This is a genomic window from Streptomyces sp. NPDC026062 (assembly GCF_055568375.1).
Genome location: NZ_JBVHOQ010000020.1, coordinates 39,592 through 64,446, shown reverse-complemented (window position 1 = coordinate 64,446; position 24,855 = coordinate 39,592). Strand labels below are relative to the sequence as shown.

Here is a 24,855-nt window from a genome sequence, read left to right as displayed (position 1 = left end):
CACGTCCTGGGGGGACAGTTATGCAGACAGCACCCATCACCCGTACCGGCAGACGGCTGGCCGGCCGCACCCACACCGCGCTCGCCGCCGGGCTCCTGACCGCCGTCCTCGCACTGAGCGGCTGCGGCGCGGCGAGCGACAGCGACAACGGGGGCTCCGACAAGCGCGCCCTCTCCGCCGACCAGCAGGGCAGGGGCGGCGCCGCCGGGGAGGCGGCCTCGGACGCCAGGAAGGACGGGGCCAGGTCGGGGTCGCCGAAGAAATCGAATCCGGTGACCGCGACGCACGTCATCCGCACCGCGTCGCTGTCGGTCGAGGTGAAGAGCGCGCCCAAGGCCGCGGCAGCCGCGCGCACGGTCGCGCAGAACGCCGGTGGCCTGGTCGCCAACGAGACGACCGAGCAGGTGGACGACACGCACGACTCCTCGCATCTCGTCCTGCGGGTACCGCAGGACGAGTACGACGGTGTGCTGCGCGAGCTCTCCGGGTCGGGGAAGCTGCTCTCGCGGACCTCGACCGCTAAGGACGTCACCGACGAGGTCGTCGACATCGACAGCCGCATCGCCACCCAGCGCTCCAGCGTGGCGCGGGTGCGCAAGCTGATGGACCGGGCGGACAAGCTGGCCGACGTGGTCGTGCTGGAGGGCGAACTGAGCAGCCGTCAGGCATCGCTGGAGTCGCTGCTCGCCCAGCAGGCCTCGCTGAAGGACCGTACGACGCTGGCCACGATCACGCTGGACCTGATGGAGCCCGAGACCGCGTCCGAGGACGACGGGGACGACGGTCCGGGATTCCTGGACGCGCTGGCGGGCGGCTGGCACGCCTTCGTGACGGTGCTGCGGTGGCTCGCGATGGCGGTGGGCGCGGCCGCACCGTTCCTGGCCGCCGCGGCCGCGCTGCTGGTGCTGTGGCGGCTGGTGCGCCGCCGGGGCGGGAAGGCGGAGGCACCGCCGGCCGGCGAGTGAGGTGTACCCGGGGGCGCCGCGGCGCCCCCGGGCTCCACCGCGCCGTAGCGTGGGCCTCTCGGACGGGGTGTCGAAAGGACCTGGCATGGCGGCGGAACGACTGGTGGTCATCGGCGGTGACGCTGCGGGCATGTCCGCAGCGTCACAGGCGCGCCGGCTCAAGGGCCCGGACGAGCTGAGCATCACCGCCTTCGAGCGGGGCCATTTCACCTCGTACTCCGCCTGCGGCATCCCCTACTGGGTCGGCGGTGACGTGGCACGGCGGGACGATCTGATCGCCCGGACCCCCGAGGAGCACCGGGCCCGCGCCATCGACCTGCGGATGCGCACCGAGGTGACGGAGATCGATGTCGCCGGGCAGCGGGTGCGCTCACTCGACCGGGACTCGGGCGAGAGGTCCTGGACCGGCTTCGACAAGCTGGTGATCGCGACGGGGGCCCGTCCGGTGCGGCCCGCGCTGCCCGGCATGGACGCGGCCGGGGTGCACGGCGTGCAGACCCTGGACGACGGACAGGCCCTGCTGGACACCCTGGACCGGGCGAAGGGGCGTCGCGCGGTCGTCGTCGGCGCGGGCTACATCGGGGTCGAGATGGCCGAGGCGATGCTGACCCGCGGCTTCGAGGTGACCGTGCTCAACCGGGGCGAGCAGCCGATGGCGACGCTCGACCCGGACATGGGGCGCCTGGTCCATGACGCGATGGACGGGCTCGGGATCACCACGGTGAACGGGGCCGCGGTCACCGCGATCCGCACCGGGCCGGACGGCCGGGTCACCGCGGTCGAGACGGCCGGGGCGTCCTATCCGGCGGACGTGGTGGTGCTCGGCATCGGCGTCGAGCCGGAGACCACGCTGGCCCGCGCGGTCGGGCTGCCGCTAGGCCCGCACCGCGGGCTGCTGACCGATCTGTCGATGCGGGTCGTGGGCCACGACAACATCTGGGCGGGCGGTGACTGCGTCGAGGTCCTCGACCTGGTCGCGGGCCGCACCCGCCACATCGCGCTGGGCACCCACGCCAACAAGCACGGCCAGATCATCGGGTCCAACGTCGGCGGCGGCTACGGGACGTTCCCGGGCGTGGTGGGCACGGCCGTGAGCAAGGTCTGCGACCTGGAGATCGCCCGTACCGGGCTGCGCGAGAAGGACGCCCGCGCGGTGGGCCTGCGCTTCGTCACGGCGACGATCGAGTCGACGGGCCGGGCGGGGTACTACCCGGGGGCGCGGCCGATGACGGTGAAGATGCTGGCGGAGTACCGCACGGGGCGGCTGCTGGGCGTGCAGATCGTGGGCCGTGACGGGGCGGCGAAGCGGGTGGACGTGGCGGCGGTGGCGCTCACCGCGGGGATGACGGTCGAGCAGATGACGTCCCTGGACCTGGGCTACGCCCCGCCGTTCTCGCCGGTCTGGGACCCCGTCCTGGTGGCGGCCCGCAAGACGGTGGCCGCGCTGCGGAAGGCGGGCACCGCCTGAGCGGCGCCCGCCTCCGGGGTCAGCGGGCGGTGCTGGTGTGGACGTACTCGACGAGGCGGGTCAGCGCGTCCGGGTCCATCGACGGCATCACGCCGTGGCCCAGGTTGAAGATGTGGCCCTCCAGACCGGCGGCCGCGTCCAGCACCTCCTGGGCCTTGGTCTCCACCGCGGCGGTCGGGGCGAACAGCACGGCGGGGTCGAGGTTGCCCTGGAGCGCCTTGCCGGGGCCGACGCGGCGCGCGGCCTCGTCCATCGGGACCCGCCAGTCGACGCCCACGACGTCCGCGCCGGCCTCGCCCATGAGGCCGAGCAGTTCACCGGTGCCGACACCGAAGTGGATGCGCGGGACCTCGTAGTGCGCGACGGCGTCGAACACCTTCGCCGAGGCGGGCAGCACGGAGTGGCGGTAGTCGGCGGGGGCCAGGGCGCCGACCCAGGAGTCGAAGAGCTGCACGGCGGAGGCGCCCGCCTCGATCTGGACCTTGAGGAAGGCGCCGGTGATCTCGGCGAGGCGGTCGAGCAGGTCGGCCCAGAGTTCCGGGTCGCCGTACATCAGGGCCTTGGTGTGCTCGTGGTTGCGGGACGGGCCGCCCTCCACGAGGTAGCTGGCGAGCGTGAACGGCGCTCCGGCGAACCCGATGAGCGGCGTGGTCCCCAGCTCGGCGGTGAGCAGGCCGATGGCCTCGGTGACGTACCAGACGTCCTCGGGGGTGAGGTCGCGCAGCCGGGCCAGGTCGGCACGGGTGCGGATCGGCTCGGCGATCACGGGTCCGACGCCGGGCTTGATGTCGAGGTCGATGCCGATGGCCTTGAGGGGAACGACGATGTCGCTGAAGTAGACGGCGGCGTCGACCTTGTGGCGGCGCACGGGCTGCATCGTGATCTCGGCGACGAGCTCCGGCATCATGCAGGAGTCGAGCATCGGGATGCCCTCGCGCGCCTTCAGGTACTCGGGCAGCGAGCGCCCTGCCTGGCGCATGAACCAGACCGGCGTGTGCGGCACCGGCTCGCGCCGGCACGCCTTCAGGAAGGCCGATTCGTGGGTGGCGGAGGACTTCGTCTGGTGGCCCGAGGGGCGGTCAATGGCGCTCACACACAGAATCTTCGCACGCACGGGGAATGAGCCCGGCCCCGCGCGGGTGTCCTTTCGCGCGCGAGGCTCCGGTTCCGCCTACGCTTCCCCGCATGGCTCCGGCGCAGGGACACTTCTCCGATCAATCCGATGGTGCTGACAGCACGGACAGTGCGGAGGGTGGTTCCGTCCCGCCCGCGTTCCGTTCGGCGGTGGACGCGCTGCGCTCGGCGCGGCTGAGGCCCGAGCTGGAGGTGGAGCCGACCCGGCCGCCCAAACGCCTGGCTCCGTTCGCGTACGCGCTGGAGGCGGCGGTCGTCGACGGCGAGGACGATCTCGCCGACGGGCGGCTCGTGCTGCTCCACGACCCCGCCGGGCACGAGGCCTGGCAGGGCAATTTCCGGCTGGTGACGCTGGTGCGGGCCGAGCTGGAGCCCGAGATGGCCTCCGATCCGCTGCTGCCCGAGGTGTGCTGGTCCTGGCTGACCGGCGCGCTGGAGGCGCGTGGCCTGTCGTACGGGGAGGCGGGCGGCACGGTCACCCGGGCGGGTTCGCACTACTTCGGCGCGCTGGCGGCACGGCGTCCGGCGACGCAGATCGAGATCCGGGCGTCGTGGACGCCGCGAGAGGGCCGCGGCGGTGTGCCGGACACGGCGGCGCATCTGATGGCGTGGGGCGACCTGCTGTGCCAGATCGCCGGGCTGCCGCCGTCGGAGCCGGTGGACGCGGCGGTGGTGACGCTGCCGCAGCGGCGCGGTCCGCAGGTCTCCTGACCGAGGGCTGTCCCGACGCGTTCCCACCACTCCAGGTTCCGTGACTCTGCGTCACGGAACCTCTCGCATGTGCCTCACAGGCGCCGGTTCTCTTTTCGTACAATCGATCGCGCGTCCTATTTGCCCGAATTGTTACTCACCAAATAGCGATCTTCCTCTAAAGGAGCAGGGGTCTGCTGCCGAAGGAGTCAGTGACCCTTCAAGCACGGTTCGCTCCGGCTTCATCCCCGAGCCGGCTCCCGTCCCGCCACTCCCCAGGAGGCCTGGTGTCCGTTCTCCTAGAGCAGCCCGCAAGCCTGGTCGCCTACCGCCCGAACAAACCGACGGCCATGGTCGTCGTGGCCGACCCACGCGTCCGTTCCACCGTCACCCGCCATCTGTGGGCCCTCGGAGTACGTGACGTCATCGAGGCGTCGTCCATCGCGGAGGCCCGCCCCCGCGTCGGCAACCCGCGCGACATCTGTGTTGCCGACGTCCATCTGCCCGACGGTTCCGGGCTGACCCTGCTGTCCGAAACCCGAGCCGCCGGCTGGCCGAACGGCCTCGCCCTCTCCGCCGCCGACGACATCGGCGCCGTGCGCAACGCCCTCGCGGGCGGCGTCAAGGGCTACGTCGTCACCGGCACCCGTACCAACATCGGCCACCCCACCCGTCCCGGCGTCGCACCCATCGGCGCCACCGCCGCCCGTATGCACCGCCGGCCCCCCGGCACCCCGAGCCACCCGGGCGGCTACCGCGAACTGTCCGGCCGCGAGGTGGAGGTCCTGCGACTCGTCGCCGAAGGACAGTCCAACAAGGCCATCGGCGTCTCCATGGGCCTGTCCGCCCTCACCGTCAAGAGCCACCTCGCCCGAATCGCCCGCAAGCTCGGCACCGGAGACCGTGCAGGTATGGTCGCCGTCGCCCTGCGGACGGGCATCATCCACTGAACCCCACCGATATCCGCACCCCCGCCGGTGTGCAGAAATGCGGAACCGGCTGGAATACACGCATCGGCGCCCGCCGACGGATCATTCCGTCGACGGGCGCCGCGCATACACAGATACCCTTGACACGTGACCGACGCCCAAGAGACCGCAGCAGACACTTCACTGCGAACCACCGGGGGCGCCCCCCCGGACGACGTCGCCCCGGCGCCGACTCCCTTGCTCGAACCTCGCGAGGGCATTCCACCGGTGGTGGCCTCCGACGATGCCCTGGCCGGGGTGATCGCCGCCTTCGCCGCGGGCTCCGGCCCGGTGGCCGTGGACGCCGAGCGCGCCTCCGGCTACCGCTACGGACAGCGCGCCTACCTCGTACAGCTGCGCCGTGACGGCGCGGGCAGCGCGCTCGTCGACCCGGTCGGCTGCCCCGACCTTTCCGGGCTCGGCGAAGCACTGCGCGGCACCGAGTGGATCCTGCACGCGGCGACCCAGGACCTGCCCTGCCTGCGCGAGATAGGGATGACGCCGACCGGGCTCTTCGACACCGAGCTGGCCGGGCGGCTGGCCGGGTTCCCGCGGGTCGGCCTCGGCGCGATGGTCGAAAGCGTGCTCGGCTACTCCCTGGAGAAGGGGCACTCGGCCGTCGACTGGTCGACCCGCCCGCTGCCCGACCCCTGGCTGCGCTACGCGGCGCTCGACGTCGAGCTGCTGATCGACCTGCGCAACGCCCTGGAGAAGGAGCTCGACCGGCAGGGCAAGCTGGAATGGGCGCAGGAGGAGTTCGCCGCCATCGCCTCGGCACCCCCCGCTCCCCCGCGCCAGGACCCGTGGCGCCGCACCTCCGGCATGCACAAGGTCCGCAGGCGACGGCAGATGGCGGTGGTCCGTGAGCTGTGGACCATGCGTGACCAGATCGCCCAGCGCCGCGACATCTCCCCCGGCAAGGTGCTCGGCGACGCCGCGATCGTGGAGGCCGCCCTCGCGCTCCCGCCGAACGCCCAGGCGCTGACCGCGCTGCCCGGCTTCGGCCACCGCATGGGCCGGCGCCAGCTGGAACAGTGGCAGTCGGCCGTGGACCGGGCGAAGGCGCTGCCCGAGTCGGAGCTGCCGCAGCCCGGCCAGCCCCTCGCCGGACCGCCGCCGCCGCGCGCCTGGGCCGACAAGGACCCGGCCGCCGCGGCCCGGCTGTCGGCCGCCCGCGCGGCCGTGTCCGAGCTGGCGGAACGGCTGCACATGCCGCAGGAGAACCTCATCACTCCCGACACCGTGCGCCGGGTGTGCTGGGAACCGCCGAAGAACCTGACGCCGGACGCGGTCGAGAACGCGCTCCACGGATACGGGGCACGGCACTGGCAGATCGGACAGGTGGCCCCGATCCTGCTGCGCGCGCTCGCCACGGAGGCCTGAGAAGGCTTCGGACGGCCTCGGACCCCACCGCGAGGGGGCGTATTCACGCCAGGTTCCGGCGGCCCCGGCCCACACGCACCGTTGCTCTCCATGGCCCGGTCGGCCCCCTTTTCGGGGCCGACCGGGCCATTTCGCCGATGTGACCTTCGCCGCTCCCGCCACAAGGACTGGGCAGTCTGGTTACCCGCAAGTAGCATGAGGGTGGCGGCGCGCTCCTGGGCGTGCCCCGCAGCAGTGCCATCCCGCACCCTGGAGGAGAGCCACCGTGCCTCGTACCATCCGGGACGTCGTCTTCGTCGACGGCGTCCGCACCCCGTTCGGCAAAGCGGGCCCGAAGGGCATCTACCACGAGACCCGCGCCGACGATCTCGTCGTGAAGGCCATCCGGGAGCTGCTGCGCCGCAACCCGGACCTGGACCCCGCCAAGATCGACGAGGTCGCCATCGCCGCGACCACCCAGATCGGCGACCAGGGCCTCACCCTCGGCCGTACCGCCGGGATCCTGGCCGGACTGCCGCAGTCGGTGCCCGGCTACTCCATCGACCGCATGTGTGCGGGCGCCCTGACGGCCGTCACCTCGACGGCCGGCTCCATCGCCTTCGGCGCGTACGACGTCGTCGTCGCCGGCGGTGTCGAGCACATGGGCCGCCACCCGATGGGCGAGGGCGTGGACCCGAACCCGCGCTTCGTGTCGGAGAAGCTGGTCGACGAGTCCGCCCTGTTCATGGGCATGACCGCGGAGAACCTGCACGACCGCTACCCCACGATCACCAAGCAGCGCGCCGACGAGTACGCCGTGCGCTCGCAGGAGAAGGCCGCCAAGGCGTACGCCAACGGCAAGATCCAGCAGGACCTGGTACCCGTCTCCGTGCGCCGCACCAACGCGGAGGCCGGTGAGACGGGCTGGGGCCTGGTCACCGCCGACGAGCCGATGCGTCCGGGCACCACGATGGAGTCCCTGGCCGGTCTGAAGACCCCGTTCCGCGCGCACGGCCGCGTGACCGCCGGTAACGCGGCGGGGCTCAACGACGGCGCCACCGCCTCGCTGCTCGCCGCCGAGGACGTCGCCCGCGAGCTGGGCCTTCCGGTCAGGATGCGCCTCGTCTCCTACGCCTTCGCGGGCGTCGAGCCGGAGGTCATGGGCTACGGCCCGATCCCGGCCACGGAGAAGGCCCTGGCGAAGGCCGGCCTGTCCATCTCGGACATCGGTCTCTTCGAGATCAACGAGGCGTTCGCCGTGCAGGTGCTCGCGTTCCTGGAGCACTACGGCATCGCCGACGACGACGCCCGCGTCAACCAGTACGGCGGCGCGATCGCGTACGGCCACCCGCTGGCCTCCTCCGGTGTCCGGCTGATGACCCAGCTGGCCCGCCAGTTCGAGGAGCAGCCGGAGGTCCGCTACGGCCTGACCACCATGTGCGTCGGCTTCGGCATGGGCGCCACGGTCGTCTGGGAGAACCCGCACTTCAACACCGCCGGAGGCGACAAGTGAGCTCCACCACTGAGCTTCTGAAGGGTGCGGCCGAGCTGTTCCCCGGCGAGGTCGTCACCCAGGCGCACGTACGCCACCTGGACCTTCCGGCCGGTGCGGGCAGCTTCGCTCTCATCACGCTGGACAACGGCCTGGACCACACCAAGCCGACCACCTTCGGACCGCAGTCGCTGGCGAACCTGAACGCCGCCGTCGACCAGGTCGAGAAGGAGGCCGCCGAGGGTGCGATCACCGGTATCGGGATCACAGGCAAGCCGTTCATCTTCGCGGTCGGCGCCGACCTCAAGGGCGTCGAGCTGCTGAAGGAGCACAAGGACGCGCTCGCCATCGGCAAGGGCGGCCACGACGTCTTCCGCCGGCTGTCCTCCCTCGCGGTCCCCACCTTCGCGTACTACAACGGCGCGGCCATGGGCGGCGGTGTCGAGGTCGGTCTGCACTGCTCGTACCGCACCGTCTCCAAGGCGCTGCCCGCGTTCTCGCTGCCCGAGGTCTTCCTCGGCCTGGTCCCCGGCTGGGGCGGCTGCGCCCTGCTGCCGAACCTGATCGGCGCCGACCGCGCGGTCTCGGTGATCATCGAGAACTCGCTGAACCAGAACCGTCAGCTCAAGGGCAAGCAGGTCTTCGAGCTCGGCATCGCCGACGCCCTCTTCGAGGGTGCGGACTTCCTGGAGCAGTCGCTGATCTGGACCGCGAACGTGCTGAACGGCACGGTCACGGTGGAGCGCCCCGCGATCGACCGCGGTGACGCCTGGGACCAGGCCGTCGCCCGGGGCAAGGCCGTCGCCGACTCCAAGGTGCACGGCGCGGCCCCGGCCGCGTACCGCGCGCTGGAGATCATCGCCGCGGCCAAGGACGGCGACCTGGGCGCCGGCTTCGACCGTGAGGACCAGGCCCTCGCGGACCTGATCATGGGCGGCGAGCTGCGCTCCGGGATCTACTCCTTCAACCTGGTCCAGAAGCGCGCCAAGCGCCCGGCCGGTGCCCCGGACAAGAACCTGGCCCGTCCGGTCACCAAGGTCGGTGTGGTGGGCGCGGGCCTGATGGCCTCGCAGCTCGCGCTGCTCTTCCTGCGCCGTCTCGAGGTGCCGGTCGTGCTGACCGACATCGACCAGGCACGCGTCGACAAGGGTGTGGGCTATGTCCACGCCGAGATCGAGAAGCTGCTCGGCAAGGGCCGCATCAACCAGGACAAGGCCAACCGCCTCAAGGCCCTGGTCTCCGGTGTGCTGGACAAGGCGGAGGGCTTCTCCGACGCCGACTTCATCATCGAGGCCGTCTTCGAGGAGATCGGCGTCAAGCAGCAGGTGTTCGCGGAGGTCGAGGCGGTCGCCCCGGCGCACGCGATCCTGGCCACCAACACCTCCTCCCTCTCGGTCACCGAGATGGCGTCGAAGCTGAAGAACCCGGAGCGGGTCGTCGGCTTCCACTTCTTCAACCCGGTCGCGATCCTCCCGCTGCTGGAGATCGTCCGCGGCGAGCGGACGGACGACGCCTCGCTGGCGACGGCCTTCGGCGTGGCCCGCAAGCTGAAGAAGACCGCGGTTCTGGTGAAGGACGCCCCGGCGTTCGTCGTCAACCGCATCCTCACCCGCTTCATGGGCGAGATCCAGAACGTCATCGACGAGGGCACCCCGGTCGAGGTCGCGGAGAAGGCCATCGAGCCGCTCGGCCTGCCGATGTCCCCGCTGGTGCTCCTGGAGCTGGTCGGCCCGGCGATCGGCCTGCACGTCTCCGAGACCCTGAACCGCGCCTTCCCGGAGCGCTTCACCGTCTCCGAGAACCTGGCGGCCGTGGTCAAGGCCGGCAAGCGCGGCTTCTACGTCTACGACTCCGGCAAGCCGGAGCTGGACCCGGAGGTCGCCGCGCTCCTGAAGCAGGGCGACTCGGTCCTGTCCGAGGAGCAGGTCCGTGACCGCGTCCTGGACGCGGTCGCGCAGGAGATCGGTCTGATGCTGGACGAGGGCGTCGTCGCCGAGGCCCAGGACATCGACCTCTGCCTGATCACCGGCGCGGGCTGGCCCTTCCACCTGGGCGGGATCACGCCGTACCTGGACCGTGAGGGCGTCTCCGAGCGGGTCAACGGCAAGAAGTTCCTGGCGCGGGGTGTGGCGAGCGTTCCGGCGTAGCACCAGCTCCTCGAACACGACGAGGGCCGTACGGGATCGCTCCCGTACGGCCCTCGTCGGTCGCCCGGCCCGCTAGCGGATGCCCTCTTCCTTCACGAACTCCCCCAGCCAGGCACGGAAGTCCGGGCCGAGGTCCTCGCGGTCGCAGGCCAGCCGGACGACGGCACGCAGATAGTCGCCGCGATCCCCGGTGTCGTAGCGGCGGCCCGCGAAGACCACCGCGTGCACGGGGCCTCCGAGACCCGGGTCGACGGCCAACTGGCGCAGCGCGTCGGTCAGCTGGATCTCACCGCCCCGGCCGGGCGGGGTCGTACGCAGGACATCGAAGATCTGCGGGGCCAGGACGTACCGCCCGATCACGGCGAAGTTGCTGGGCGCGGTGCCGGGTTCGGGCTTCTCCACGAGATCGGTGACGGCCAGGACGTCGTCCGCCTCACCGTCCAGGGGGGCCACGGCCGCACACCCGTACAGATGTGTGCGGTCGTCCTCGACCTCCATGAGCGCCACGACGCTGCCGCCCCGCTGCTCCTGGACCTCCAGCATCCGGGCGAGCAGCGGATCGCGTTCGTCGATGAGGTCGTCGCCGAGCAGCACGGCGAACGGGGCGTCGCCGACGTGCGGTTCGGCGCAGAGGACGGCGTGGCCCAGGCCGAGCGGGTTGCCCTGCCGCACGTAGTGGACATCGGCCAGTTCGCTCGACTCGCGGACCTGGCGCAGCTTGCCGAGGTCGCCCTTCAGCTCCAGCAGGTGTTCCAGTTCGTAGGCACGGTCGAAGTGGTCCTCCAGGGCCCGCTTGTTGCGGCCGGTGACCATGAGCACATCATCGAGTCCGCTGCGTACGGCCTCCGCCACCACGTACTCGATGGCGGGCCGGTCCACGACCGGGAGCATCTCCTTGGGAGTCGCCTTGGTCGCGGGGAGGAATCGGGTGCCGAGACCCGCGGCCGGGATGACGGCCTTGCGGGTTCGGCGGTGGTGCGTAGGCATGAACGTGTACTCCACAGCGGGCGGTCGGACGGCGAGGTGACAGAGACGGGGACGGGGCTGGGGATCCAGGGCCGTCAAAAAGAAGGGGGTCAGCCCTTGTCGGGGCTGACGGTGAAGGACAGCTCGTTGCCGGGTGTGAAGAAGACCCTGCCGCGCGCCGGGCCCTGCGTCGGGTGGTGCCAGCGCTGCGTGGGATAGACGTCGATCCGCTTGCGCTCCAGGATGTCGTCGAAGAAGCGCGCCAGCCGGATGCGCGGCCTGCCGGGCTCACGCTCCAGCCAGAGGTCCCAGTCGTCGTGGCCGCCCGACGAGGCCGCCACCACTCCGGCGAACGGCAGATGCGCCTCGAAGGCTCCGTCGTGCCCCACGGAGACCTGGCCCGACACCGTGGACGCGAGACTTCCCTTACGGGGCGTGGCCCCCAGCCGCAGCCGGGACAGGTCGGTGCCCTGCGGAACGACGAGGCCGCCGCGCACGAGCCAGCCGTCCTGCCCCACCAGCACGGCACGCACCTCGGCGTGCTCCACGCGATGGCGGACGAAGACCGACAGATGGCCGTCCGCGGTGCGGTAGGGCACGGGCCAGTAGGCGGGACCTTCCGCCGGGATCCGGCGGACCAGCAGACCTCCGGTGTGGATGCCCTCCACGGCGAGCGGCCGGCGCCCGCCGTCCGGCAGTTCCAGGCCGATGTCGTAACGGCCCTCGGCGAGGACCGGCGGTTCGGCGGGAACCGCGTACACGGACCGCAGCACGCCCGTCGCCTCGTCCACCGAGGTACCCAGGGCGGCCAGGCTGACCAGCGTCTCGCCCCTGCGCGGGGCGACACGGAGCGCGGGGGGCTCCTCGCCGGGGTGCAGCAGGACGCGGACCTCGATCGTGCCGTCGCCGCGCACCAGTACGTCCGCCGGGACACCGGACGGGGCGGCGGCCGGGGCCGGGGCCGGGGCGGTGTGGTCCTCCGGTACCGAGGCCCTCACATCCCGCAGAAAGGCGTCGTAGCGGAAGGCGATCTGTTCGGCGCTGTAGAGCGGGGCCGTGGCGTAGGCGCCCTGGGACAGCTTCTCCCGTTCGGCCGGCTGCTCGATGAGGTGGCGCATCGCGTGCGACATGGCCTCCTCGTCACCCACGGGAACCAGGATGCCGTTGTGGCCCGGAACGACGATCTCGCCCGGACCGAAGGGCGCGTCGGCGGCGAGGACCGGAAGCCCGTGGTGCATGGCCTCCACCATGGTGAGACCGAAGGACTCACGGCGGGCCGCGCTCACCGCGAAGGCGGCCTTGTCCCACTCGGCGGTGAGGTCGGGCAGCGCGCCCATGAGGCGGACCGCGTCGCTGAGCCCGTGGGCGTGCACGAGTTCCTGCAGCCGTGCCTGTTCGGGCCCCCGGCCGAAGATGCGCAGCCGCCACTCCGGGTGGTGGGGGGCGACCAGGGCGAACGCGTTGATCAGTGTGTCGAAGCCCTTGCGCGGCACGAGCTGCCCCGCGGCGGCGATCAGCGGCAGGCCGCGCACCGGGGCGTGCCTGGCCGGCGGCGGCACGATGTTGCCGATGCCGGCGAGCAGGGGTGCCCGGTCGCCCAGCTGTCGCTGGTAGTTGTTCATGTCGGCCCGGGTGAGGCAGACGACGCCGTCCATCTCGCGGTACAGCTCCAGCGTCCGCTCGCGCAGCTCCTGGGAGGGCACCATCGAGCCCTCGTGGTCGATGACCACGCGCCCGTAACCGTGCCGTCCGTGGGCGATGAGGTACGCGGCGAGCGTCGGCCGGGCGGCGATCACGACATCGGCGCCGCCGCGGCCGAGGTGACCGAGGATCAGGTCGTCGACCTCCTCGGTGTACTGACCGGCCCAGTCGTCCTCGCGCGGCATGATCCGGGACGGCTTCGTGCCCTTGGCCCCGGCCGCCCCTTCGCGCCGGTCCTCCAGGTAGCGCACGGTCACGTCGCCGGCCGGCGGGAAGGACGGCCGGTCCGCCGTACGGAAGACCGAGACGATCTCCACCTCGTGGTGGACCGCGAGTGCGGAGGCCAGGCTGCTGGTCGCCCGCGGTACGCCGCCGAAATTGTCGATGCTGTGGAGCAGGAAGGAGATCCGCACAAGTGTCCTTCGGGATGGTTGAGGTCGGTGGAGGCGGCGGTCAGTGGTGCTCGGTCACCACGAGCGAGAGTTCGTTGTCCGCGGTGAAGTAGGGGCGCAGCCCGACGACGGCACGGCCGACGTCGGGGCCGAACAGGTCCGGCGGCTCCTCCCGCACCAGCTCCGGGAAGCGCTGCACATCGCGCCTCACCACCTGGTCGTCGGCGATGCGCGCCACCCTGACCGGCTCGCGGCCGCTGCCGTCGGTGAGCAGCACGTCCCAGTTCTCGCGCATGAGCAGTCGGGCCCTCATGGCCTCGTCCATGTTCAGCTCGGCGCCGAACCAGCCGTCCTCGAAGCGCACCCGGCCGGCCGCCATCGTGTGCGCGGGCTCCTGGCGCCGGCGCAGCAGCAACAGCGGCTCGCCGCCGAGCCGCCACTCCCCCTGGAGCCAGCCCGTCAGCCACAGGCTCGTGTCGCTGTAGTCGACGGTCACCAGCTCGGCGTGGCTGGGCCGGGACCAGACCCGCAGGCGCAGATAACCGCCCTCGGTCGCGTACGGCAGCGCCCAGTGGAAGTGGTCCAGGTCGCTCAGGTGCCCGACGTCGCGGGCCCCGCCGAGCGTGCACCACCCGTAGCGCAGGCGCCGCTCCTTGCCCTTGCCGTCCACCACGTGGAGATCGGCGCGGCCCTCGCCCAGCGCGGCAAGCGCGCGTGCGTCGATCATGGCCCTGGTGCCACCGCTGTCGACCGCGAAGTCGGCCACTGTCCCGCGGCCCTTGCCCTGCTCCTTGACGCGCACGTTGCGGGCGCCGGACACGCCGCGCAGGGTGAGCTCCCAGGCACCGTTCGGCAGCACCCGGCAGTCCGCGGTGGGAAGGGGGCGGCTCTCGGCGGGCGCACCGCCGGCCGCGCGCCGCCCCTTGCCCCAGCGGCCGCGTGCCCCCGCCTTGACGGCGCCGAACAGCTCCTCGTACGCGTCCGCGACCTGATCCGTGCCCGCGGACCACGCGGTCCGCAGGGCGTGGGCCCGGTGCAGGGAGCGCAGCAGTTCGTCGGCCATGTACCGCTCCAGGGCACCGGCCGTGGCCTCGACGTCGCCGACCGGCACCAGCAGCCCGCCGTGGCCGTCGGTGAGCACTTCGGGTGCCCCGCAGGGCACCTCCGTGGCGACCACGGGTGTGGCCTGGGCGAGTGCTTCCAGCACCGGGCGGGCACTGTCCAGGCGCTCGGCGGTGACCAGAGCGATGTCGGCGTCGTAGAAGTCCTCTTCGCCGGCTTCCCGGTCGAACAGCAGCACATGGTCGTGGAGTCCCAGCGCGGTGACCAGTTCGCGGGTCTCCCGGCGCAGCGGCCCGGTGCCGAACACTCGTAGCTGCCATCCCGGTTGGTTCGCGCAGGTCCGGGCGAAGGCGTGCAGTGCCAGGTCGACGCGGCGGTGCGAGACCAGCCGCCCGGCGCTGATGACCACGCCCGTCGTCGGCTTGTCCGGGCTGTCGGCGAGCAGCACCGGCTCGGCGATGTGACGCACCTCGACGCCGGCGGCGCGGAGGGCCTGGTACTCGGGGGCGGCGGCGTCGCTCCGGGTGAGCGGGACGACCGCGTCCAGTTCGCGGTAGAGCTCCGTCCAGCGGGCACGCACCGATTCCGGGAGCCGCTCGACCGGTGCGGGCTGGCGGGCGATGCGCCGCGCGTGGGGAACGCGGCACTGGGCCAGGGCGGCGCCGAGCGCGGAACTGAGGGCGATCACCACGTCGGCGCCGGTCGCGGCCAGGTGCTTCCGGATCCTTCCGTCGTCGGCGCGGTTGTAGCGCCGGAACTCGGGGTCGCCCGCGATGACGAGTTCCGAGGTGTTGTCGTCGTCCCGGTCGCCGGCCGCGACCGAGGGGGCCAGGGCGAGCACGGTGACGTTCTCCGGGAGCCGCAGCGCCTGGTGTGCCGCGGCGGCGCCTCGCACGGCGACGACGGTCACCCGGTGTCCGGTGACGAGGGACTGGGCGAGGCGGGCGGCTGCCCGCGCGCCGATGGAGTCGGTGGCCAGGGTGTGGACGAGTATCTCGATGTTCATGGCTCAGGCCGCTGCCTTCTCGTACGGGCTCGGCACCGGGTAGAAGGCTTCGAGGAATCGGTGGAGCAGCTGGCTCTGGTGCTCGATCTCGGCGGGGTCGCTCGCGGAGTCGTTGAGGCAGAAGGTGTCGCGGTCCCGGCGCAGCAGCAGGAGTTCCAGCTTGTGCTCCAGCTCGGGGTCGTCCAGCGCGAAGTAGCCGTACCGGAGGTCGCCGGGCAGGCTGCGCCCGGAGTAGTAGCTGTAGTAGTGGTGCAGCGAGGAGGCGATGGAGAGGTCGGTGACGGACCGCACGGCACTGGCGGAGGTGCGCCGGTGCTCTTCGGGGAAGTCCCGTTCGATGGCGGCGAGGACGTCGCGGTTGAGCGCGTACGGCACGTGCTTCATCTTCTGTACGAGCGTGCGGCCGAACCGCTCCTGGATGAGCCGGCGGTTGTTCTTGGCGGCGACCGAGGTGGGCACCTCGTCGGGTTCCGGCGGGCCGTAGGGGACCTGGGCCGGGGACGGGAAGAACTTGGCGATGCCGTTCGGGTGGAAGAACGCCGAGGGCGTGAGGGTGCGGCCGATGAACATGTCGTCGTTGAAGTAGACGAAGTGGCGCGACAGTCCGGGTATGTGGTGCAGCCTGGACTCGATCGCGTGGCTGTTGAAGGTGGGCAGGTGGGAGGGGTCGTCGAAGATCTCCCGGTGGTCCACCACACGGGCCCTGTTGTCGCCGGGGGACCACCAGTGCGGGGTCTGCTGATCGGTGACGATGTAGATGTTCCGCACCCACGGCATGAACATCCGCACCGAGCGGAGGCTGTACTTCAGCTCGTCGCGGGAGACATAGCGGGCCAGGCTCGCCGCCTCCGCGTGGAAGACCTCACCACGGCTCTCGGCGCGGCGCCGCTGCCAGGCCGGGTCGTCGCCGTCCACCCAGGTGTAGACGACGTCGATGGGGAAGGGGTGCTCGTCGGGGAAGAGGATGTCCAGTTCGGGGCGAGTGCGCGTCGGGCGCAGCGGCGGCACCTCGGACTCGTGGGCCCGGCCCACGAGCCTGGTCATCTGCTCCCCGGGCACGACACGCTGCTCGTGGCCGAGGGAGACCTGCTCGCTGGCGCGGTTGCGGCGGGGCGCGACGAGGCGGTCGGTTCCCTGGCCGGGCTCGCTCTCCGCGGGCTCCCAGAACTCGATGTCGCAGCCGGTGTCGGCACCATGCGTGAGGTGCCCTTCCTCCGTGGTGCGGAACCAGAAGGCGCGTACGACGGACAGGCTCTTCGCCCGCTCCCAGGTCTTGTCCGAGGAGCCCTCCCACGCGCCGTCGCCGGGGGCCATGCCTGTCTTGGGCCGGGCGAGGTAGCCCTTGCTGCCGGAGAGCCGGGCGCGGAGCGCCGCCAGGGCCTGGGGGCGTCGGCGCGCGTCGACGCCGATCGCGGAGGCGGTGTCGTCGAGACCCGGCACCGCGAACCAGTCGATCCCCTCGTGCTCCAGGGCGCGACGGACTTCGAGGTTGTTCAGCTCGCGCGCGGCGAGCGGCGTGAGACGGTCGTGCACCAGGGCGACACGTTTGTGCATGTCCACGATGACCTGCCGCTCCGTACGGCCCCTGCGCAGTTGCGCCGGCACCGGCTCCGGGCGCGGGCCGGTGCCCATGGAGGTCTCGCCGGCCGTTGCCGGGCCGGAGGTGTCAAACACGCGGTTCACTTTCGTTACGGGGGTCGGGTGCTGCGGCAGGTGGAGCGGTTCGCTCACCGTTGGATCTCGGCCTTCTCGGGCCCGGTGGACCGGCTCACGTTGCGGTACTCGTCCGAGTCCGCCCGCTCGAAGCGGCTGGGGACGGGGAAGTACGCGTCGAGAAAGGTCCTGACCATGTGTTCCTGGGCCTCCGGGTCGGGATGCTCGACGGTGTCGTTCAGGCAGAACGTGTCGAAGTTCCGGTGGGCGAGGAGATTGTTCAGGCGGCGCCGGGCCTGGTCTGCGGCGAGGTCGATGTACTGGTAGCGCAGGTTTCCGGCGGTCGTACGGCCGGTGTGGAAGCCGTAGTAGTGGTGCAGGGACGAGGCGATGGGGACGTCCTCGGGGGACCGGAAGCGGGAGTGCTGGGTGCGGTGGTGGTCCTCGCTGTAGACCAGCTCGATGTCGGCGAGGATGCTGCGGCGCAGCGGATGCGGGGTGTGCTTCATCTTCTGTGCGATACGGGTGCCGAAGGACCGCTCGATCAGTGCCCGGCTGTTCTTGCCCGCCGCGTTCACCGGCAGGTCGTCGGCGCCTGCGGGGCCGCTCGGTACGAGCGCCTTGGACGGGAAGAATTTGGTCAGGCCATTGGTGTGGAAGAAGCGGTCGGCACCGAGCGGGCGGCCGAAGAACACATCGTCGTTGAGGTAGAGGAAGTGCTCGGACAGGCCGTCGATGTGGTGCAACTGGCTTTCGATGGCGTGTGAGTTGAAGGTGGGCAGAGCGGTGGGGTCCGAGAAGATCTCACGGTGGTCGACGACCTGGAGGCCCGGGGCGTCGGCGTCCAGCCAGCGGGGCACCTGTCCGGCGGTGACCAGATAGACGGTACGGACCCAGGGTGCGTACTGGTGCAGGGAGCGCAGGGAGTAGCGCAGTTCGTCGCGGCTGGTGAAGCGCGCGTCGTTGGCCGCCTGGGCGTGCAGGGTCTTCGGCGCGCCGCCCATCCGTCCCGAGCGCACCGCGTCGCGTTCGGCGCTCCACTCGGGGTCGGAGTCGTCGACCCAGGTGTAGACGACGTCGATGGGGAAGAGGTGGTCCTCCGCCAGGGGCTGGGTGAATTCGGCCACGGTGCGTGCGCTGCCCGTGCTGTAGGCGCCGGGAACCAGGGCGAACAGGGCCTGCGGGACGGTGTGGCGTGGTGCGTCGGCCGGTACCTCGTCCACCACCCGGTTGGGGCGGGGCGCCTCCAGCCGGCCGTCACGTTCCGCCCAGAACTCCAGATCGCAGCCCTGGTCGGCGCCGAACACCAGCTCCTCGGTGGGATCGGTGACGTACCAGGCGACCCTGAGGGCGTCATGTCTGCGCAGCTGGCGCCAGGATCGGCCGTCGTCGCCGGGCCGCATGTCCGACTCCGACGCGGAGGACCCGCCCACGTAGCCCGGGGACTGTTCGAAGGCGATCTGGAGTATCTCCTGCGCCGCCTCGCGCAGCCGTGCGGGCACCGCGACCGTCGGAACGTCATGGGTGGCGCCCCGGACGCAGAAGTACTCGACGTCCCCGGCCTCCAGCGCGGCGATGAGGATGTGCAGATTGCGTGCCCGGGCAGCCCACGCCGTGGCGCCGTCCACGAGCAGGGCACGCATGTGCCGGCCCTTGATGCGTACGACCCGCTGCATGGCGGCCGCGCTGTGCCGGGGCGCGTTGCGGCGGCCTCCCATGGCCCAGACCACGGTCGCCGACCGGACGGCGTCCACGGAGGTGAACGAGGACTTGACCGCGGAGCGGAGCGGGGCGGGAACCTTGCGGACTATGCCTTTTCGCGCGCCGGCCGGTACCACGGACCGGTACGCCGAAACCAGCGATCCCGCCTCCGGATTGCCGGAACCGACCACGAGGCATCCACCACCCACGCCACTGCGGTCCAGCGTCTGTCGTGATCAGGCACCCCGTCGTGCCCGGCCGACGGACGGTACGAGACCGAAACCTGTCATCCACCATGCGGACCGCTCCACTGAGCGGTCGGATTTGCTCACTCGCGAGCAAGTCACAGAACCTTCACATAAAAAACGGATCAACGTCCAGCCGAAAGAATGGACATCAGCGACATAACCCCGTGATGAATCCCACCGGGAAGCCGTACAACCTTTTACAACTTCACGCGAACATCACATGACATCGAGGTGACGCGCCGTCGCCCGGCGATCCGCGCCGCTGCGGTCAGGTCAGGTCCCGCCCCGATCAGGTCCGGTCAGGGCGGGACATGTCAGGTCGGGTCACAGCCGGCGCCAGTGCGGCGAGAGCGTGAGACCGGGCCCCGCCTCCTGCCGGGCGACGGACACGGACCCGTCCCGCCCGCACACCGCCACCACGACGCGACCGTGTCCGTCGAGTACGAGCGCGGGATCTCCGACGCACTCCGCGGCGGTGTCCGACCACCAGACCCCGCCCTGCTCCCCCTCGGTTCCGCAGACCCCGATCAGCAGAGTGCCGCCCGCTCCGCGCTGCGCGAGAACCGTGCAGTCGTAGCCGTCGAGCGGGGCCCGCAACGCCACGACGGCGCCGTCCCCGGGGGACCCGCCCACCGGCACGGGCCAGGCACCCGCCCGATAGGAGACGACCCCTGCCCTGTTCGCGTCGGCCCAGTAGTAGGTGAAGCGCTCGGGCGCCGTCTCCAGCGCCGCCACGGAACCGTCCAGCAGCTGGAACGGCAGGGGCTGCGCCATCAGCAGCGGGCCGTCCGGACTCTCCTGACGCCACTGCCGCGCCCCGCGTTCGCCGGGGGCGAAGACCTCCACGAGTCCGCCGGAGGTCACCGACGCCACAAGCCCGGAGGCGAGCCCGGACCCTTTGAGGTCCTGCCAGGCCGCCCATGTGCCGCCCTTGCCCTCGCGGCGCATCTGCAGTCCGCGGCCGGCGTTGCGCACGAAGACGAAGACCGTCCCCTGCGCGTCGACCGCCCCGGCCGGGGCGCCGGCGTTCCGGCCCTCGTCCCGGTCACGGTGCGGGTTGCCGAGGGAGCGCCACTGGGTGACGGGACGGCCGGTCTGGTACTGGACGGCATGGACGAAGTCCACGGCGGGCCCGTCGGGGCCACGGCGTTCGCGTCGCCCGAGGAAGTGCACGTAGGCGTTGGCGCCCTGAACGACGGTCAGGTCCGTGAGGCCGACGACCGGTACGAAGTCCGGGCCCTGCCAGCGGTCCCCTCCCGGGCTCCGCTCCGTCCAGCGCAGCAGACCGCCGTCCGTGCGGGCATGGAGCGTGAGCCTGCCGTCCCTGCCGAGGGACATCCAGCGGCCACGCGGCACTCCATCGACCTGGTGGTTCCCGGGAGACGGGATGAGAGGACGGGCGCTGCGCGCGGAGTCCGGCCCTCTTCTCCGCATGACCTGTGACGCCCTCTCCGCTTCACCATTTCTCCATCGCACCCACACGGGTCCGCCACCATCATATGCTCAGCGCCTGCCCGCCCTCCGGCGGACCGTCGCACTCCGCCGCTCACCCGCCCCGCCCGTGGGGTGAACGGCGCGCGCCGCGGCGGAACCGGCACGCGCGATCGGCCGGGTCGCCGACGAGCGGTCGCCCGGAGGTGTTCGCGGTGCCGGAGCGGACCGGCCGCGCGATGTCAGTGAGCCGAACCGCTCAGAGCTCACGCCACTGTTCGAAGCTCAGCCCCGGCCCGTCCGTCTGCCGCGCCACACGCGGAACGCCGTCCGCACCGGTCACCGCCATCACCACCCGGCCCCGCGCATCGTGGATCAGGGCCGGAGTGGTCAGACAGGGCACTCCAGTGTCGGACCACCACACCCCGTCGCCCTCCTTCTCGGTCACCCCGACGCCGACGACCGCGCAGCCGTTCGCGCCGCGATGGGCCAGCACCGTGCAGTCGAAGCCGTCCAGCACCGTGCGGATCAGGGCCGGCGCACCCTCGCCCGGGGCGCCGCCGAGGGGCATGGGGCCGGTGTCGGGACGGTAGGCGACGACACCGCCGGCCGGATCGGTCCCGTAGTACGTGACCCGGCCGGGGGCGGTTTCCAGTGCGGCCGGCGAGCCGGGCGTCAGCGTGATGCCCAGGCGCTCGGACCCGCCCCACCGTCCGCTGGGCTCCGCCTGCTGCCAGTGCAGCGCACCCTCGTCCGTCGCGGCGAGGACCGTGACGCATCCGGTGCCGAGCGCGACCATGGCGGGTTCGCCCTTGATGTTCTTGCCGTGCAGGACCCCCCAGACACCCCACCTGCCGTTGGGCTTCTCGCGGAGCAGCCGCATACCGCCGTTCCCGTCGCGGACCGCGATGTGCAGCTCGCCGGGGCGGCTGACGACGGCGACCGGCGCGCCCAGACTGCCGCCCGTGTGGTCCTCCTTGTGCGGGGTGCCCAACGGGTGCCAGACCGAAGGGGGACGGCCCGTCTGGTACTGGATCGCGTGCACGATGCCGGCGGTGACGCTGCCGTCGGCCGAGGCCTGTTCGCGACGGCCGACGAGGTGCACATAGGCCTCGGCGGTCTGCGTCACGGCCAGATGCGTCAGACGCGGCGCCGGCACCTCGTCCGGAGCACCCCATTCCGGGCCTCCGGGGCGGCTCTCGGTCCAGCGGCGCAGCCCGCCGCCGCCGGGGGCGTAAGCGGTGAGCCTGCCGTCCTTCCCCCGGGTGAGCCAGATACCGCGCAATGCCCCGGCTTCGGGCACGGCCTTCGAGGCCGCACGGGCATCCTGTCCGCGCATGGTCTGCGATCACCTTCCGAGAGCTGACTTTCCACGCCTCGTACAATGTTTCGAAGCTGTCACATCCTAAAGCCCCGGCACGGAAGCCTCCCCCGGGTCCGAAAGCCCCCGGCGCGGAAGCCTCCCCAGGGTCCGGCCGGTGCCCGATCCGCCGCCGCCCCTCCGGCTCCGCCGCCCGCGCGCCCCGTCACCGTCAGGCCACAGACTCCGTACGTACACCAGAGCGACTGTCTATAGTGCTCACTCATCAGCAAACGCGGACCGGCTCCACCCCCCACCCGAGTCCCACCCCATCACCTGCGCCCCGACCAGGCCACAAGTTGTGAGGACTCACTCAGGATGAGCCAAGACGCCATCACGCCCGAACACCAAAGTCCTCCGGACACTCCTTCCCGCGGGCGCAAGCGTGTGCGGACACGGGGCCAGCGCATACGCCGGGCCATCCTGCTGTCCGTGCTGGTTCTCGTCATCGCGGCGGGCGGCACCGGCTACTGGCTGTACAGCCAACTGGACGGGAACATCAAGGGCGTCGACATCGACAAGGCCCTGGGGGACGACCGCCCCGAGAAGCTTCCGACCAGCGGACAGAACCTCCTGGTCCTCGGCTCGGACTCACGCGCCGGCGCCGAGAACAAGGAGCTGGGCGGCGGCGGCAGCGTCAGTGGAGCCCGCTCCGACACCGCACTGGTCGTACACATCCCCGAGGGCCGCAGCAGGGCCGTCGCCGTCTCCATCCCCCGCGACACCCTGGTGACCCGGCCCGAGTGCACCAAGACCGACGGGACGAAGGTGCCGTCCTCGGACCGCGAGATGTTCAACTCCGTCTACGCCCAGGTCGGTCCGGCCTGTGTGGTCAAGACCGTCGAGAAGATGTCCGGCGTACGCATCGACCACTATCTGGAGATCAACTTCTCCGGGTTCAAGGGTCTCGTCGACGCCATAGGCGGCGTCACCGTCGACGTCCCCCAGGACATCCACGACAAGTCCTCCGGCCTCGACCTCACCGCCGGACCCCACAAGCTCGACGGCACCCAGTCCCTCGCCTACGTCCGCACCCGGCACGGCATCGGCGACGGCAGCGACCTCGGCCGCATCGGTCTCCAGCAGCAGTTCCTGTTCGCCCTCCTCAGCGAGGTCAAGAAGCAGGACCTGCTGGGCAGTCCGACCAGCGCCTACAAGATCGCCAACTCCGCGACCAAGTCGCTGACGACCGACGAGGGCCTTGCCTCGCTCAAGTCGCTCACCGAGTTCGCCCGTTCGATGAACGGCGTCGACCCGGAAACGATGGAGACCATCATGCTCCCCGTCGCCTACGACAAGATCGACCCGAACCGGGTGATCTCCGCACAGCCGCAGGCCGACACCTTGTGGAAGGCGATCCGCGAGGACGCCACGATTCCCGAGTCCGCCAAGAAGTCCCCCGCCACCGGCGGCTGACGCGGCCACGAAGACTTCGGCCCCGCCGGCCCGGAAGGGCGGGCGGGGCCGAAGTCTGCCAGGCAGGGCGGGCGGGGCCGTCCTCGTCACGCCCCGGTCCGGTTCACCCGGCTGTGCCCGCGTCCGTACGCGAAGTAGATGATCACGCCGATCACCATCCAGATACCGAACCGCAGCCAGGTCTCCGCCGGCAGATTGAGCATCAGCCAGACCGAGGCGGCCACCGACAGGACCGGGATCAGCGGCACCCACGGCGTGCGGAAGGCCCGGTGCAGGTCCGGGCGGGTGCGGCGCAGGACGATGACGCCCAGGGCGACGACCACGAAGGCGAAGAGCGTGCCGATGTTCACCAGCGTCGCGAGCTCGTTGATGCTGGTGAAGCCCGCGATGACCGCGATGAGCCCACCCAGCAGGATGGTCGGCCGGTACGGGGTGCGGAACCTCGGGTGCGTCTTCGAGAAGAACCTCGGGAGCAGACCGTCACGGCTCATCGCGAAGAACACCCGGGTCTGCCCCAGCAGCAGGATCATGCAGACCGTGGTGAGACCGACGGCGGCGCCGAAGCTGATGACACCGGCGTAGAAGGGGTGCCCGACGGCCTTGAAGGCGTCGGCGAGCGGGGCGCTCACGGAAAGCTCGGTGTATTGCTGCATTCCGGTGACGACGATCGATACGGCGACGTAGAGCGCGGTGCAGATGAAGAGCGAGGCCATGATGCCGCGCGGCATGTCGCGCTGCGGGAGCTTGGTCTCCTCGGCGGCCGTGGCCACGACATCGAAGCCGATGAAGGCGAAGAAGACGATGGAGGCGGCGGTGAAGATGCCCATCACGCCGAAGTTCGTGGGCTCGTATCCGAAGATCAGCTGGACCAGCGGGGCGTCCAGGCCGGACCCGGACGGCTGGGGCTCGGCCTCGGGGACGAAGGGCGAGTAGTTCGCGGTGTCGATGAAGAACAGGCCCGCGACGATCACGATCAGGACGACGGCCACCTTGATGGCCACCACCACCGTCGTGACCCGGGCGGAGAGCTTCATCCCGAGCACCAGGATGACGGTCAGCACCAGCACCAGGGCGAAGGCGAGGACGTCGAAGCCGAACCCGTCCGCCACATCGGGTCCGGAGAGCGCGTCCGGCAGATGCCAGCCCGCGTTGTCCATCAGTGAGCGGACATAGCCGGACCAGCCGACCGCCACCACCGCGGTGCCCAGCGCGAACTCCAGGACCAGGTCCCAGCCGATGATCCAGGCGACGAGTTCGCCGAGGGAGGCGTAGGAGAAGGTGTAGGCCGAGCCGGCCACCGGGACCGTCGAGGCGAATTCCGCGTAGCAGAGCGCGGCCAGGCCGCAGACGACGCCCGCGATCACGAAGGCGATGGCGGTGGCGGGGCCCGCCGTCTCCTTGGCCACCTTGCCGGTGAGCACGAAGATTCCGGTGCCGATGATGACGCCGACGCCGAAGACGGTGAGGTCCAGGGCGGAGAGGGACTTCCTGAGGGCGTGCTCCGGTTCCTCGGTGTCGCGGATCGACTGTTCGACCGTCTTGGTCCTGAACAGTCCGTCTCCGCTGGGGGGCAGGTCCTGCTGGGTGCTCACCGGCGTACCTCCACGCACTCGTCGTGTACGCCATGATTGGGACCCGCTCTCCCCAGGGCCGCCCGCAGCACGCCGCCCACCAGGGGATTTCACACGATCGG

General features: G+C 71.3%; 17 protein-coding genes. 8 read left to right on the top strand and 9 right to left on the bottom strand.

All coding sequences use genetic code 11. From position 1 onward, the window contains the following. The first annotated feature begins 20 nt into the window (after positions 1 to 20). Positions 21 to 965: a DUF4349 domain-containing protein gene (locus ACZ4LX_RS19755; RefSeq protein WP_467646337.1), complete on the top strand. Its 945-nt coding sequence runs from the start codon at positions 21 to 23 to the stop codon at positions 963 to 965. A gap of 85 nt (positions 966 to 1,050) precedes the next feature. Next, positions 1,051 to 2,433: an FAD-dependent oxidoreductase gene (locus ACZ4LX_RS19750; protein ID WP_467646334.1), complete on the top strand. Its 1,383-nt coding sequence runs from the start codon at positions 1,051 to 1,053 to the stop codon at positions 2,431 to 2,433. 19 nt (positions 2,434 to 2,452) lie between these two features. On the opposite strand, the gene hemE is transcribed toward ACZ4LX_RS19750, so the two are convergent. Then, positions 2,453 to 3,526 (bottom strand): uroporphyrinogen decarboxylase, encoded by a 1,074-nt coding sequence (gene hemE, locus ACZ4LX_RS19745; protein ID WP_467646331.1) that lies wholly within the window; start codon positions 3,524 to 3,526, stop codon positions 2,453 to 2,455. A gap of 92 nt (positions 3,527 to 3,618) precedes the next feature. Between hemE and ACZ4LX_RS19740 the strand changes: the two genes are divergently transcribed. The 5 genes from ACZ4LX_RS19740 to ACZ4LX_RS19720 all read left to right on the top strand — a co-directional run bounded on the left by ACZ4LX_RS19740 (position 3,619) and on the right by ACZ4LX_RS19720 (position 10,226). Beyond that, a complete protein-coding gene (locus tag ACZ4LX_RS19740; protein ID WP_467646328.1) occupies positions 3,619 to 4,278 on the top strand; it encodes a DUF3000 domain-containing protein in 660 nt (219 codons plus the stop codon). A 266-nt stretch (positions 4,279 to 4,544) separates the two neighbouring features. Further along, positions 4,545 to 5,207, top strand: coding sequence for a helix-turn-helix transcriptional regulator (locus ACZ4LX_RS19735; RefSeq protein WP_093899280.1), 663 nt, complete (start codon positions 4,545 to 4,547; stop codon positions 5,205 to 5,207). A 126-nt stretch (positions 5,208 to 5,333) separates the two neighbouring features. After that, a complete protein-coding gene (locus ACZ4LX_RS19730; RefSeq protein ID WP_467646322.1) occupies positions 5,334 to 6,608 on the top strand; it encodes an HRDC domain-containing protein in 1,275 nt (424 codons plus the stop codon). A gap of 265 nt (positions 6,609 to 6,873) precedes the next feature. After that, on the top strand, positions 6,874 to 8,100 hold the full coding sequence (locus ACZ4LX_RS19725; protein ID WP_467646317.1) for a thiolase family protein: 1,227 nt from the start codon (positions 6,874 to 6,876) through the stop codon (positions 8,098 to 8,100). After that, the gene (locus tag ACZ4LX_RS19720; RefSeq protein WP_467646313.1) at positions 8,097 to 10,226 is read left to right on the top strand and encodes a 3-hydroxyacyl-CoA dehydrogenase NAD-binding domain-containing protein; all 2,130 of its coding nucleotides are present in this window, start codon (positions 8,097 to 8,099) and stop codon (positions 10,224 to 10,226) included. The genes ACZ4LX_RS19725 and ACZ4LX_RS19720 overlap by 4 nt, the downstream gene beginning before the upstream one ends. Positions 10,227 to 10,298: 72 nt before the next feature. On the opposite strand, the gene galU is transcribed toward ACZ4LX_RS19720, so the two are convergent. The 7 genes from galU to ACZ4LX_RS19685 all read right to left on the bottom strand — a co-directional run bounded on the left by galU (position 10,299) and on the right by ACZ4LX_RS19685 (position 21,725). Further along, entirely contained in the window at positions 10,299 to 11,213 is a 915-nt protein-coding gene (gene galU, locus ACZ4LX_RS19715; RefSeq protein WP_467646308.1) for a UTP--glucose-1-phosphate uridylyltransferase GalU, read from the bottom strand. Between the two features lie 89 nt (positions 11,214 to 11,302). Further along, on the bottom strand, positions 11,303 to 13,306 hold the full coding sequence (locus tag ACZ4LX_RS19710; protein ID WP_467646305.1) for a glycosyltransferase: 2,004 nt from the start codon (positions 13,304 to 13,306) through the stop codon (positions 11,303 to 11,305). Between the two features lie 40 nt (positions 13,307 to 13,346). Then, positions 13,347 to 15,353: a glycosyltransferase gene (locus tag ACZ4LX_RS19705; RefSeq protein WP_467646302.1), complete on the bottom strand. Its 2,007-nt coding sequence runs from the start codon at positions 15,351 to 15,353 to the stop codon at positions 13,347 to 13,349. A 3-nt stretch (positions 15,354 to 15,356) separates the two neighbouring features. Next, positions 15,357 to 17,027, bottom strand: coding sequence for a stealth family protein (locus ACZ4LX_RS19700; RefSeq protein ID WP_467646300.1), 1,671 nt, complete (start codon positions 17,025 to 17,027; stop codon positions 15,357 to 15,359). A gap of 53 nt (positions 17,028 to 17,080) precedes the next feature. Continuing rightward, a complete protein-coding gene (locus ACZ4LX_RS19695; RefSeq protein WP_467646297.1) occupies positions 17,081 to 18,898 on the bottom strand; it encodes a stealth family protein in 1,818 nt (605 codons plus the stop codon). Between the two features lie 381 nt (positions 18,899 to 19,279). Then, complete coding sequence (locus tag ACZ4LX_RS19690) at positions 19,280 to 20,293, bottom strand: PLL family lectin (protein ID WP_467646293.1); 1,014 nt, start codon at positions 20,291 to 20,293, stop codon at positions 19,280 to 19,282. Positions 20,294 to 20,645: 352 nt separating this feature from the next. Next, positions 20,646 to 21,725 carry a PLL family lectin gene (locus ACZ4LX_RS19685; RefSeq protein ID WP_467646289.1) on the bottom strand — a complete coding sequence of 360 codons (1,080 nt, stop codon included), beginning with the start codon at positions 21,723 to 21,725 and terminating at the stop codon, positions 20,646 to 20,648. A gap of 339 nt (positions 21,726 to 22,064) precedes the next feature. Here ACZ4LX_RS19685 and ACZ4LX_RS19680 point away from each other — a divergent pair, with 339 nt between their 5' ends. Beyond that, the gene (locus tag ACZ4LX_RS19680) at positions 22,065 to 23,162 is read left to right on the top strand and encodes an LCP family protein (protein WP_467646285.1); all 1,098 of its coding nucleotides are present in this window, start codon (positions 22,065 to 22,067) and stop codon (positions 23,160 to 23,162) included. Between the two features lie 86 nt (positions 23,163 to 23,248). Here ACZ4LX_RS19680 and ACZ4LX_RS19675 read toward each other — a convergent pair whose 3' ends face one another. Further along, positions 23,249 to 24,754 carry an amino acid permease gene (locus tag ACZ4LX_RS19675; RefSeq protein ID WP_467646282.1) on the bottom strand — a complete coding sequence of 502 codons (1,506 nt, stop codon included), beginning with the start codon at positions 24,752 to 24,754 and terminating at the stop codon, positions 23,249 to 23,251. Positions 24,755 to 24,855 lie beyond the last annotated feature (101 nt).

Excerpts from the sequence above, each read along its gene's own strand:
- ACZ4LX_RS19755 (WP_467646337.1), top strand. The coding sequence starts at position 21 with ATGCAGACAGCACCCATCACCCGTACCGGCAGACGGCTGGCCGGCCGC.
- ACZ4LX_RS19750 (WP_467646334.1), top strand. The coding sequence starts at position 1,051 with ATGGCGGCGGAACGACTGGTGGTCATCGGCGGTGACGCTGCGGGCATG.
- ACZ4LX_RS19740 (WP_467646328.1), top strand. The coding sequence starts at position 3,619 with ATGGCTCCGGCGCAGGGACACTTCTCCGATCAATCCGATGGTGCTGAC.
- galU (WP_467646308.1), bottom strand. The coding sequence starts at position 11,213 with ATGCCTACGCACCACCGCCGAACCCGCAAGGCCGTCATCCCGGCCGCG.
- ACZ4LX_RS19705 (WP_467646302.1), bottom strand. The coding sequence starts at position 15,353 with ATGAACATCGAGATACTCGTCCACACCCTGGCCACCGACTCCATCGGC.
- ACZ4LX_RS19690 (WP_467646293.1), bottom strand. The coding sequence starts at position 20,293 with ATGTCCCTCGGCAGGGACGGCAGGCTCACGCTCCATGCCCGCACGGAC.
- ACZ4LX_RS19685 (WP_467646289.1), bottom strand. The coding sequence starts at position 21,725 with ATGCGCGGACAGGATGCCCGTGCGGCCTCGAAGGCCGTGCCCGAAGCC.
- ACZ4LX_RS19680 (WP_467646285.1), top strand. The coding sequence starts at position 22,065 with ATGAGCCAAGACGCCATCACGCCCGAACACCAAAGTCCTCCGGACACT.